This window comes from Streptomyces megasporus, assembly GCF_000718985.1.
Lineage (GTDB): Bacteria > Actinomycetota > Actinomycetes > Streptomycetales > Streptomycetaceae > Streptomyces > Streptomyces megasporus.
The window spans coordinates 1-12,065 of record NZ_JODL01000027.1 but is presented as its reverse complement, the minus strand read 5'-3'; the positions used below and the strand labels follow the sequence as shown (position 1 = coordinate 12,065).

At 71.7% G+C, this 12,065-nt stretch carries 8 protein-coding genes and 1 pseudogene; 7 read left to right on the top strand and 2 right to left on the bottom strand.

Annotated features, from left to right (window positions below; translation table 11 throughout):
• Nucleotides 1-3: 3 nt before the first annotated feature.
• The 3 genes from eboE to IF47_RS0120930 all read left to right on the top strand — a co-directional run bounded on the left by eboE (nucleotide 4) and on the right by IF47_RS0120930 (nucleotide 3,667).
• Nucleotides 4-1,188 (top strand): metabolite traffic protein EboE, encoded by a 1,185-nt coding sequence (gene eboE, locus IF47_RS0120940; RefSeq protein WP_031510434.1) that lies wholly within the window; start codon nucleotides 4-6, stop codon nucleotides 1,186-1,188.
• Entirely contained in the window at nucleotides 1,185-2,579 is a 1,395-nt protein-coding gene (locus tag IF47_RS0120935; protein ID WP_031510433.1) for an alkaline phosphatase family protein, read from the top strand. The genes eboE and IF47_RS0120935 overlap by 4 nt, the downstream gene beginning before the upstream one ends.
• Before the next feature lie 65 nt (nucleotides 2,580-2,644).
• Nucleotides 2,645-3,667 carry a sugar phosphate isomerase/epimerase family protein gene (locus IF47_RS0120930; RefSeq protein ID WP_031510432.1) on the top strand — a complete coding sequence of 341 codons (1,023 nt, stop codon included), beginning with the start codon at nucleotides 2,645-2,647 and terminating at the stop codon, nucleotides 3,665-3,667.
• A gap of 69 nt (nucleotides 3,668-3,736) precedes the next feature.
• Here the strand turns inward: IF47_RS0120930 and IF47_RS0120925 are convergent, their stop codons facing one another.
• On the bottom strand, nucleotides 3,737-4,762 hold the full coding sequence (locus tag IF47_RS0120925; protein WP_031510431.1) for a multicopper oxidase domain-containing protein: 1,026 nt from the start codon (nucleotides 4,760-4,762) through the stop codon (nucleotides 3,737-3,739).
• A 207-nt stretch (nucleotides 4,763-4,969) separates the two neighbouring features.
• Here IF47_RS0120925 and IF47_RS0120920 point away from each other — a divergent pair, with 207 nt between their 5' ends.
• Together IF47_RS0120920 and IF47_RS0120915 are read left to right on the top strand one after the other, a co-directional pair.
• Complete coding sequence (locus tag IF47_RS0120920) at nucleotides 4,970-7,501, top strand: ThuA domain-containing protein (protein ID WP_078592010.1); 2,532 nt, start codon at nucleotides 4,970-4,972, stop codon at nucleotides 7,499-7,501.
• A gap of 23 nt (nucleotides 7,502-7,524) precedes the next feature.
• Nucleotides 7,525-9,408, top strand: a complete 1,884-nt coding sequence (locus IF47_RS0120915; protein WP_031510429.1) for an OmpL47-type beta-barrel domain-containing protein — start codon at nucleotides 7,525-7,527, stop codon at nucleotides 9,406-9,408.
• 149 nt (nucleotides 9,409-9,557) lie between these two features.
• On the opposite strand, the gene IF47_RS32170 is transcribed toward IF47_RS0120915, so the two are convergent.
• On the bottom strand, nucleotides 9,558-9,776 hold the full coding sequence (locus tag IF47_RS32170; protein ID WP_169745233.1) for a hypothetical protein: 219 nt from the start codon (nucleotides 9,774-9,776) through the stop codon (nucleotides 9,558-9,560).
• On the opposite strand from IF47_RS32170, the pseudogene IF47_RS28055 reads away from it, so the two are divergent.
• Nucleotides 9,694-10,903, top strand: a pseudogene (locus IF47_RS28055) (MFS transporter). The gene IF47_RS32170 and the pseudogene IF47_RS28055 sit on opposite strands and share 83 nt — an antisense overlap.
• A gap of 147 nt (nucleotides 10,904-11,050) precedes the next feature.
• On the top strand, nucleotides 11,051-12,065 hold a 1,015-nt coding region (locus IF47_RS0120905; RefSeq protein ID WP_031510428.1), incomplete at its 3' end, for an Hsp70 family protein.

Here is a 12,065-nt window from a genome sequence, read left to right as displayed (position 1 = left end):
GCCGTGCGCTTCCGCCATCCCGACGGCTCCACCGTCCACCTCGCCTACTGCACCAACGTCCACCCCGCCGAGAACCTCGACGGCGTGCGCCGCCAACTCCGCGACCACGCCGAACCCGTCCGCCGCCGCCTCGGCCGCGACCGTCTGGGCATCGGACTCTGGCTGGCCCGCGACGCCGCCCGCGCCCTCACCGTCGACCCCGCCGCCGTGCGCGCCCTCCGCGCCGAACTCGACGACCGCGGCCTGGAGGTCGTCACCCTCAACGGCTTCCCCTACCGGGGTTTCGGCGACCAGATCGTCAAACACCGCGTCTACCGGCCCGACTGGACCGAGCCCGAGCGGCTGGAACACACCACCGACCTCGCCCGCCTGCTGGCCGCGCTGCTGCCCGACGACGTCACCGAGGGCAGCGTCTCCACCCTGCCGCTGGCCTGGCGCACCGGCTTCGACGCACGGCGCGCGGGAGCCGCCCACGCCGCGCTCACCACCCTCGCCCGGCGGCTCGACGCCCTGCGGGACCTCACCGGCCGCTCCATCCGCGTCGGACTCGAACCCGAACCCGGCTGCACCGTCGAGACCACCGCCGACGCCGTCCACGCCCTCACCTCCCCGGGCGCCCCGCCACGCGAGCGGATCGGCCTCTGCCTCGACACCTGCCACCTGGCCACCCAGTTCGAGGACCCCGACGAGGCCCTGGACGCCCTGGCCGCCGCCGGCGTGCCCGTCGTCAAGGCCCAACTCTCGGCCGCCCTCCACGCCGGCGACCCCCACGAGCCGGCCGTACGGAAGGTGCTCGCCGCCTTCGCCGAACCCCGCTTCCTCCACCAGACCCGCGTCCGCACCCCCGACGGCACCGTCCTGGGCGTCGACGACCTCGACCGGGCGCTCGCCGCCGACGGTCCGCTGCCCGCCACCGGCCCCTGGCGCTCGCACTTCCACATCCCCCTACACGCCACGCCCGAGCCCCCGCTCGCCTCCACCCTGCCGGTGCTGCGGGACGCCCTCGTCCGGCTCGTCGGCGGACCCGAACCCCTCACCCGTCACCTGGAGGTCGAGACCTACACCTGGCAGACCCTCCCGCCCGCGCTGCGCCCCCGCACCCGGGCACAGCTCGCCGACGGCATCGCCGCCGAACTCGCCCTCGCCCGCGATCTGTTGACCGAACTCGGCCTGAAGGAGCTGCCGTGACCCCGGCCACGAGTCGCCGCCCGACACCCCTCCTCGTCCTCGACGTCGTCGGACTGACCCCCCGGCTGCTGGCGCACATGCCCCGCCTCCGCGCCCTGGCGGACGCCGGCTCGTACGCGCCCCTGGGCACCGTCCTGCCCGCCGTCACCTGCTCCGTCCAGGCCACCTTCCTCACCGGAACCACCCCCACCGGGCACGGCATCGTCGGCAACGGCTGGTACTTCCGCGACCTCGGCGAGGTGCTCCTGTGGCGGCAGCACAACGGCCTCGTCGGCGGCGACAAGCTGTGGGACGCCGCCCGCCGCGCCCACCCCGGCTACACCGTGGCCAACATCTGCTGGTGGTACGCGATGGGCGCCGACACCGACATCACCGTCACCCCGCGCCCGATCTACCGCGCCGACGGCCGCAAGGAACCCGACTGCTACACCCGGCCCCCGGAACTCCACGACGAACTGACCGACTCCCTCGGCGCCTTCCCCCTCTTCCACTACTGGGGACCCGGCGCCGGCCTCGCCTCCTCGCGGTGGATCGTCGACGCCACCCGCCACGTCCTCCACACCCGCGCCCCCGACCTCGTCCTGGCCTACGTCCCCCACCTGGACTACGACCTCCAGCGCCACGGCCCCGACGACCCGCGCGCCCTCGCCGCCGCGGCCGACCTCGACCGGACCCTCGCCCCACTGCTGGACGACGCCCGGGCCGAGGGCCGCACCACCGTCGTCCTCTCCGAGTACGGCATCACCCGCGTCAGCAGGCCGGTCGACGTCAACCGGGCGCTGCGCCGGGCCGGGCTCCTGGAGGTCCACACCCAGGACGGCATGGAGTACCTGGACCCGACGGCCTCCCGCGCCTTCGCCGTCGCCGACCACCAGATCGCCCACGTCCACGTGCGGAACCCCGAGGACCTGGACACCGTGCGCGCCGTCCTCACCGATCTGCCCGGCGTGGACGAACTCCTCGACGACGAGGGCAAGAAGGCCCACGGCCTGGACCACCCCCGCGCGGGCGATCTGGTGGCGGTCGCCGAGCCCGACGCCTGGTTCACCTACTACTACTGGCTCGACGACGACCGCGCCCCCGACTTCGCCCGGACGGTCGAGATCCACCGCAAGCCCGGCTACGACCCGGCCGAGCTGTTCATGGACCCCCTCGACCCGTACGTCCGCGTCCGCGCCGCCACGGCCCTGGCCCGCAAGAAGCTCGGCATGCGGTACCGCATGGCCGTCGTCCCCCTCGACCCGTCGCCCGTGCGCGGCAGCCACGGCCGCCTGCCCGCCCACGAGGACGACGGGCCGGTGCTGCTCTGCTCCCGAGCCGGCGCCGTCGACGGACCCGTCGCCGCGACCGACGTCAAGGGCCTCCTGCTCGGTCTCGCCGGGCTCTCCTGACGGCCGCTCCCCCCGCCCGTCCGCTCGTCCACCCGCCCACCCGAACCCACCCAAGGAGCCGTGACGTGACCTCGCACGACGAACTCGCCCACCTCCTCCGCCGCCGCGGATTCCTCGGCGTCGCCGCCGGAACGACCGCCGCCGCCCTCCTCGGCACGGCCGGCGCGGGCACCGCGACGGCGGCCCCCGCCCCGTCCCGCCGCCCCACCGCCCCCCTCGTCCCCAAGGGCAGACTCGGCATCCAGCTCTACAGCCTCCGGGACCAGGTCTCCACCATCGGCTTCGCCCGCGTCTTCGAGGAGCTGCGACGCCACGGCTACGCCGAGATCGAGTTCGCCGGCTACACCCAGGGCTCGGCCGGACCCATCACCCTCCGAAGACTGCGCCGCCTGGTCCGCGACAGCGGCCTGCGGGCCGTGGGCAGCCACGTCGGCTACCACTCCTCCGATCCGAACGCCTACACCTTCGCCACCAACCTGGAGAAGGTCCTCGACGACGCCCAGGAGCTGGGCCTGAAGCACATCGGCACGGCGAGCGGGCCGTTCCGCTACGGCTCCACGGTGGACGCCTGGAAGCGGGCCGCCGAGGACTTCAACACCTACGGCGCCGCCGCCCGCGCCCGCGGCATGACGTTCTACCAGCACAACCACGCCGAGGAGTTCTCCTTCGCCACCGACCGTCCCGACGTGCGCCTCTACGACGTGCTGCTGGCGGAGACCGACCCCGACCTGGTCCACCTGGAGATGGACATCTACTGGGCGTACTGCGGGCAGTTCCGCTTCGGCGTCCGCCCCGACGGCGTCCCCGCGCCCTTCGACCCGATCGACTACGTCCTGGCCGCCCCGCACCGCTACCCGCTGTTCCACGTGAAGGACGGCGAGCGGGACCCGTCGACCCGAGACGGCTACCGCATGACGGACGTCGGCGACGGCGACATCGACCACGAGCGGTTCATCGGCGGCGTGGAGCGGCTCTCCCGCCGCCGCGACCACCACTGGATCGCCGAGCACGACAACCCCGGCGACTCGTTCCGCTTCGCCCGCCGCTCCGCCGCCTACCTGCGCTCGCTGCGCGAGGACGGCTGCTGAGCGACGGCGGGGACCGACGGCGAGGGGCGCCCTCCACCGCACGCGCGTCGGCGGAGGGCGCCCGGCCGGTCAGGGATGCCCGTGCCCCGGCGGACGGTGGGGCTCGTGGCCGGGGACGGTGCCGTCGGGCTTGGCGACGAGGAACAGCCCGGCCATGCCCATGTCGGAGTGGCTCTGGACGTGGCAGTGGTACATCCACGCCCCGGCGCCCACGTTCTCCCCGGCCACCACCTGGAAACCGAACGAGTCGGCCGGGCCGGTGATCTTGTTGTCCACGACGCGGCTGGGGTCGTCCGGGCCCTCCAACAGGCCCGTGCGGTTGTCCGCCCAACGGTGACCGTGCAGGTGGAAGGTGTGGTAGTACTCGCCGTGCGTGATCATGACGATCTCGACCCGGTCGCCCACGGTCGCCTCGAGGTTCGGGGTTTCGCCGGCGCCCTTGTTGTTGATCGTCATGTCGTTGAAGACGACGGTGAACTGCTTGTCCGGCAGGACGTCGCCCTTCCGGCGCACCACCACCGGCCCGTACAGGCCCCTGCGGATGCCGCCGGTGCCGTGCTCGGTGCCGACGACGTGATCGTGGTAGTGCCAGTAGCCGGCGCTGCCCGGCCGCCAGGTGCCGTCCTTGCGTCTCCCCGGCTCGTGGGTGCGCCAGGTGTAGGTGCGCTTCCCGCCCGGCGGCACGGTGCTGCGGCTCATCCGGGTGCCGTCGTTGTCGATGTCGTAGTCGACGCCGTGCACATGGAGGCTGACCTCCACGTCCATCGTGTTCTCGAACTCGATGTGCAGGGTGTCGCCCTCGACCAGTTCGATCATCGGGCCCGGGATGGTGGCCCCGCCCTTCTCCAGGCCGTACCCCATCTGTCCGTCGGGCAGCCTCTCGGCGTACATCCTCATGTGGCGGACCTCGCCGCCGGCCCGCGCTCGGCGGACCGTCTCCCGGGCGGCCGGTGTGGTCGGTGCGGTCGTCTCCGCCCCGGAAGCAGAGGCTCTGGTGGCCGGAACGGCCGTGCCCACGGCCGCGGCGACCGCGCCGCCGGCGAGGAATCGTCGACTGAAGGAGCGTCGGGGGACGGCGCCGGCTGCCTCGGTCATGGCTCTCCCAACTCGCGCTGTCGTGAGGGGGCTGACGGGGTGCGGGGATGGCGGGACAACGCCACGGTAGGCCGGTGATCTTCGTTCGTCCACATTCAAGACAAAGTTTGTTCGATGCTGGTCATAGGTATTGGCGAACCATGAAAAGAGGTCTAGCTTCAACGGCCATCGCTCCGACCGGAGACGACCGGAGAAGGTGGGTGGACCATGCGGCACACACCGCATCGACTTCCCTCGGCAAGACGAGGGACCAGCACACTGCACCTCGGAAAGCGACGCGGCCTCCTCGTCGCCCTCGTGACCGGCGCCATCGCCGCGACCCTGCTGGGCGGCACACCGGCCGCCGCCCGTCTCGCCCCGGACCTCGCGGCGCACGGGCTCCAACCGAACTCCCCACCGGGCGGGAAGAACGTCCGGGTCCTGGTCTTCCACGCCTCCGCCGGGGAGGAACCGCCGACGGTGGAGGCGGGAATCGAGGCCGTCGAACGGATCGGCAGGACCGGCCCCGCCGACGAACGCTTCACGCTCGACGCCACCGACGACGCCTCGGTGTTCACCTCGAAGAAGCTGGGGAGGTACAACGCGGTCGTCTTCCTCACCGGCGGCGGCGACGTGCTCGACCCCGAGCAGGAGGCCGGACTGGAGAGCTACCTGGAGGCCGGGGGCGGATTCCTCGGCATCCACGGCGCGGCCCGCGCCGAACCGTACTCGTCGTGGTTCACCGGCCTGATCGGAGCCCGGCCGGCCGGCGGCGACACGGGAGCGGTGCGACGCGCCGTCGTCGAGGTCGGCGACCGCGCACACCCGGCCACGAAGGACCTGCCACTGGAGTGGAAGCGGTCCGACCGGTGGATGGACTGGGAGACCAACCCCTCGGGGAAGGTCCACACGGTCGCGCGGGTGCGCGAGAACTCCTACAAACCGGGCGCGGACGCGGACGGTTGGGACCACCCCGTCTCCTGGTGCCGCGACTACGACGGCGGCCGATCCTTCTACACCGCCATGGGCGGCACCGCGGCGAGCTTCCAGGAGGCGGACTTCCGCGCGCACCTGCGCGGCGCCCTGATGTGGACAACACGCCTGGCCCGCGCCGACTGCAAGGCCACCATCACCGCCCACTACACGGCCGAACGGCTCACCCGCCCCAACCAGCCGGGACGGACCGACCAGATCGGCGAGCCGCACGGACTCGTCACCGCCCCCGACGGCCGGGTCTTCTACATCGGCCGGGGCGGCGGCACCGCCGGGGACCCGGTGAAGACCGACTGGAACGACCCCGAGATCGGCAAGGGCAAGGGCACCGTCCACGTCTGGGACCCCCGGACGGAGGAGGTCACCCTCGTCGGCACGCTGGACGTCTTCGGCAACAAGGGCGGTGGCGGGGAGCTGACCAAGAACGAGGAGGGGCTGGTCGGCATCGAACTCGACCCCGACTTCCTCGACAACGGCCGGATCTACCTCCACTACACGCCGCACTCGGAGATCGACCGCGACACGCGCACGGCCGAACGCCGGGTCTCCCGCTTCACCCTCGACCCCGAGACGAACCGGATCGACCTCTCCTCGGAGAAGGTCCTGCTGAAGTGGCCCGTCCAGATCCACAGTTGCTGCCACGCGGGCGGCGGCATGGCCTGGGACTCCAAGGGCAACCTCTACATCGCCACCGGCGACAACAACTCCTCCGGCTTCAGCGACGGCTACGCCGGCAACAACCCGGAACCGAACTTCAAGGGCCGAGCCTTCGCCGACGCCCGCCGCACCTCCGGCAACACCAACAACCTCAACGGGAAGATCCTGCGCATCCACCCCGAGGACGACGGGACGTACACCATCCCCGAGGGCAACCTCTTCACGGGCAGGGAACAGGACGAGGGCGGCGGCAAGACCCGCGGCGAGATCTACGTCATGGGCGTCCGCAACCCGGCCCGCATCGCCGTCGACCAGGAGACCGACATCCTCCACGCCGGATGGGTCGGCCCGGACGCCTCCACCCCCAGCCCCGTGTGGGGACCGGCGAAGTACGACACCTTCGCCGCGATCACCAAGGCGGGCAACCACGGTTGGCCGTTCTGCATGGGCAACAAACAGCCCTACCGGGACCGCAACCTGCCCGACCCGAGCAAGCCGCTCGGCTGGTACGACTGCGACAACCCGAGAAACGAGTCCCCCCACAACGACGGCCTGGTGAACCTCCCTCCGGTCACCTCCAACACCATCTGGTACTCCTCGCAGGGCGGCGCCCCCGACTTCCCGCGCGACGCCGACGGCGTCCCCAGCTACCAACCGGAGGAGCAGAAGCTGCTGCTCCCGTGGCTCAAGGGCGGCGGCCAGGCCGCGATGAACGGACCCGTGTACCGCCACGACGCCGGAAGCGGCAGCGCGCACAAGTGGCCCGAGTACTGGGACGGCAAGTGGTTCGTCGGCGACCTCTACGACGGCGACCAGCCGCGCCACGCGGTCCTCACCGACCCGAGGACGGTCGGCAAGGGCGGCCTGCCCGTCCACGCCGAGAGCCTCGACGGGATCGTCCCCGTGGGCCAGGGCGGCATCCGCAACCTCATGGACTGGCGCTTCGGGCCCGACGGGGCGCTGTACGTCCTCGACTACGGGCGCGGCTTCTTCACCCACGACGACGCCTCGGCACTGTGGCGCGTCACCTACCACGGCGGCGAGGCGACCCCGCTGCCGAAGCACCTGATCGGCACGGACGAGAACGCGGCACAGGGGGTGGAGCGGTGAACCGGAGAATCTGGACGGTCCTGATGACCGCGCTGCTGACGGTCCTGGGCCTGACCTCCCCGGCCGCCCACGGGCGGCCGGCGCCGAACTCCGGAGCCGCCGCGGAGCAGGTGCTCACCTGGACCGCCGGCGACGACATCACGAGATACACCTCGGCTCCGACGACCGCGGTCGCCGGGAAGGCCACGATCGTCTTCGAGAACAGCGAGGCCACCGGCAACACCACCGCCATGCCGCACACGCTGACCTTCGACGTCTCCGACCCGGAGTACAACAACGACGTCCCGCTGAACATCCTGGCCAACCCCTTGGACGCCAACGGCGGCAGGCACACCGCCGAGGTCACCCTCACGCCCGGCCGGTACCGCTACCACTGCACGATCCCCGGCCACGGCGAGATGGAGGGCGTCCTCACCGTCACGGACGGCGGCTCCGGCGAGGACACCACGGCGCCGGAGACCTCCGCCGGCGTCTCGGGGGAGCGGGACGACAGCGGCGCCTACCTCGGCATGGCCACCGTCACCGTCACCGCCTCCGACACCGGATCGGGTGTCGAGCGGATCGAGTACGCGATCGGGGAGGGGGAGTTCGAGCCGTACACGGCTCCGGTGATGGTCCACGAGGTGGGCACGCACACGGTGCGCTACCGGGCCACGGACCGGGCGGGGAACACCTCGGCGGTGAAGTCGGTGGAGTTCACCGTCGTGGCCCCACGGACGGACGACACCACGGCGCCGGAGACCTCCGCCGGAGTGACGGGCGAGAAGAACGTGAACGGCGAGTACGTGGGGAGGGCGAAGGTGACGGTGACCGCCTCCGACACCGGATCGGGCGTCGAGCGGATCGAGTACTCGCTCGACGGCGGCCCCTACCTCGCCTACACCGCCCCGGTGACCATCGACCGCCCGGGACACCACACCGTCGCCTACCGGGCGACCGACAAGGCCGGGAACACCTCCGAGGCGAAGCGGGTGACCTTCACCGTGGTCGAGGGCGGCGGAGTGCCCGCCCCGCCGTGCCCGGAGTGGGACGAACGCCGGACCGTCGTCGTCGGAACCGTCGACACCGGCGTGCCCAACCGCGTCACCGGCAACCGCTGCACCATCAACGAACTCATCGAGGACGAGAGGGACTGGGCGTCCCACGCCCTCTTCCGCAAGCACGTGCGGGAGGTCGCGGACGACCTGCTGGACGAGGGGGTGATCGACAAGCGGGAGCACAGGGCGATCACCGAGGCGGCCAAGCGGTCGGGCATCGGCGAACCGGGGCGGAACCAGGGCTACCGGGACCTCTTCGACGGCACGCGGAAGTCCTTCGAGAAGTGGCGGCACGTCGGCGGCGGCGCCTTCGGCCTGAACGACGACGGCACCATCACCAGCAGCACCACCGTGCCGGGCATGGGCATGCTGTGGTTCCCCGAGCGTCGGTACGACGACTTCTCCCTGAAACTGCGGTTCCGCGACGACGCGCCGGGGACGGGCCGCGCCAACAGCGGCGTCTTCGTCCGCTTCCCGCACGTCCACGACCATCCCGAGGAGTCCCGCCCGGAGTGGGTGGCGATCACCTACGGCCACGAGGTGCAGATCCTCGACCGCCCCGACGGCGACCAGTACAAGACGGGCTCGATATACGGGTTCGACCGGGTCGGCCTCGGCGGCGCGGGCGTCACGGAGAAGGGCACCTGGAACGAGTACGAGATCCGCGTGGTCGGCCTGCACTACTCGGTCTTCCGCAACGGAGTGCTGATCAACGAGTTCGACAACGTCGGAGGCCAGGAGTTCTCTCCGCCCCGCGCGGGCGACCCGGGCACCGACGGTCGCCGCTACGCCTCGGGCTACATCGGCCTGCAGACCCACGGCACGACCGACGTGATCTCCTTCCGCGACATCCGCGTCAAGGAACTGTAGGAACCGAACCGACCGCACGACCGACGGGGTGTCCGCCATCGGTGGCGGACACCCCGCCGGTCCCGTCCCGCCGCGCGCCCCGGCGCCTTTCCCGTCCGCCGGTCGCGCCCGGGGGTGTTCCCGGCGTCGGCGAGAATGGGCCGGACCAATTAGTTGTACGACGAAACCAGGACGGCCGTGGACACCGGGAAGAGCAGCACCGAGGGCAGCGTCGACGGCGGCGAGGAACACGCGCCGCCCCGCCCCGAGGCGAGACCGGAGCGCTCCGGATGGCGGCGCTGGACGATGGACACCCGGCCGCTGCGCCGCCCGGCCTTCCGCCGCCTGTGGACCTCCACCACCGCCACCGCCGTCGGCAGCCAGCTCACCGCCGTCGCCGTGCCGAAGCAGATCTACGACATCACCGGCTCCTCGGCCTGGGTCGGTTACGCGAGCCTCGCCGGGCTGCTGCCGCTGGTGGTCTTCGCGCTGTGGGGCGGCGCGGTCGCCGACACCCTGGACCGGCGCAAGGTGCTGCTGGTCACCAACGTCGGAATCGCCGTCACCTCGCTCCTGTTCTGGGCGCAGGCCGCCGCCGGGATGGAGTCGGTGGCGGTGCTGATGGTGCTGCTCGCGCTCCAGCAGGCCTTCTTCGGCGTGAACGCGCCGGCCCGCAGCGCCTCGGTGGCCCGCCTGGTGCCCGCCGAGGAACTGCCGGCGGCGAACGCGCTCAACTCGACGGTGATGCAGACGGGCCTGGTCCTCGGGCCGCTGCTCGCCGGCGCGCTGATACCCCTCATCGGCCTGGGCACGCTCTACCTCCTCGACGCGATCGCCCTGTGCGCGGCGGTGACGGCCGTACGGAGGCTGCCGTCCCTGCCGCCGCTCGACGGCGGTACCCCGCGACCGGCCGGACCGCGGGAGATAGCGGCCGGATTCAGGTACATCGTGGCGCGTCGGGTGCTGCTGCTGTCCTTCCTCGCCGACATCATCGCGATGGTGCTCGGCATGCCGCGCCCTCTTCCCGCAACTCGCCGCCACCACCTACGCGCCCTGGGGCGAGGGACTGGCGCTCGGCCTGCTCTACGCGGCCATCCCCGTGGGCGCGGTGGTCGCCGGCCTGATGTCGGGCACCTACACCCACGTCCGCCGGCACGGATGGATGGTGATCGGCGCGGTACTCGCCTGGGGCGCGGCCATCGCGGCGTTCGGCCTGAGCGGTGGACTGTGGTGGGCGGTGCTGTTCCTCGCGGTGGCCGGCTTCGCCGACATGGTGTCGATGGTCTTCCGCGGGGCGATCCTGCAGTCGGCGGCCACGGACGAGATGCGCGGCCGGATGCAGGGCGTCTTCACCGTCGTGGTGGCGGGCGGGCCCAGACTGGCGGACCTGCTGCACGGCACGGCCGGCTCGGCCTTCGGTCCCCGCGCCGCCGTGGCGGGCGGGGGACTGCTGGTGGTCGTCGCCATCCTGGCACTGGCCCTCGCCGCACCCGCGCTGCGGCGCTACCGGATCTGAGGGCCGGCCGCCCTCGTTCGGGCCGTTTCCCGGTCGGGAAAGGGGATGGATTCCCGGAACAAGTTGACTTGTCGCGACTCAAGTTTTATGCCGGATGTATCGGCATGAAACGCCTCCCGTCGCCCGGCGGCGGAGAAGGAGGGCACGATGACACGCTCAGTCGGCATCGACCTCGGCACGACCAATTCCGTGGTGTGCGTCCTGGAGGGCGGCGAGCCCACCGTGGTGACCAACGCCGAGGGCGCGCGGACGACCCCCTCGGTGGTGGCCTTCGCCAAGAGCGGCGAAGTACTCGTCGGAGAGATCGCCAAACGGCAGGCCGTGACGAACGTGGAGCGCACCGCCCGCTCGGTGAAGCGGCACATGGGCGAGGCGCACTGGCACTTCCCCCCGAGCGGGGACGTGGACGGCAAGCGGTACACGGCGCAGGAGATCTCCGCCCGGGTCCTGCAGAAGCTGAAGCGGGACGCCGAGACGTATCTGGGGGAGAAGGTCACCGACGCGGTGATCACCGTCCCGGCGTACTTCAACGACGCACAGCGCACGGCGACGAAGGAGGCCGGTGAGATCGCCGGTCTGAACGTGCTGCGGATCATCAATGAGCCGACCGCCGCCGCCCTCGCCTACGGGCTGGAGAAGGAGGACCAGATCGTTCTGGTCTTCGACCTCGGCGGTGGCACCTTCGACGTGTCCCTGCTGGAGATCGGCGACGGCGTCGTCGAGGTGAAGGCCACCTCCGGCGATACGCTCCTGGGCGGTGACGACTGGGACCAGCGGGTCGTCGACCACCTGGTCAAGCGCTTCAAGGACGGCCACGGAATCGATCTGGCCAAGGACAAGATGGCCGTCCAGCGGCTGCGCGAGGCCGCGGAGAAGGCGAAGATCGAGCTGTCGTCCGCGACGGAGACGACCATCAACCTGCCCTACATCACCGCCTCGGCGGAGGGCCCGCTGCACCTGGACGAGAGCCTCACCCGCGCCCAGTTCCAGCAGCTCACCCAGGACCTGCTGGAGCGCTGCAAGGGACCCTTCCACCAGGCCGTGCGGGATGCCGGAGTCAAGATCTCGGAGATCGATCACGTGGTGCTGGTCGGCGGCTCCACCCGGATGCCGGCCGTCTCCGAACTGGTCAAGGAACTGACCGGCGGCAAGGAGGCCAACA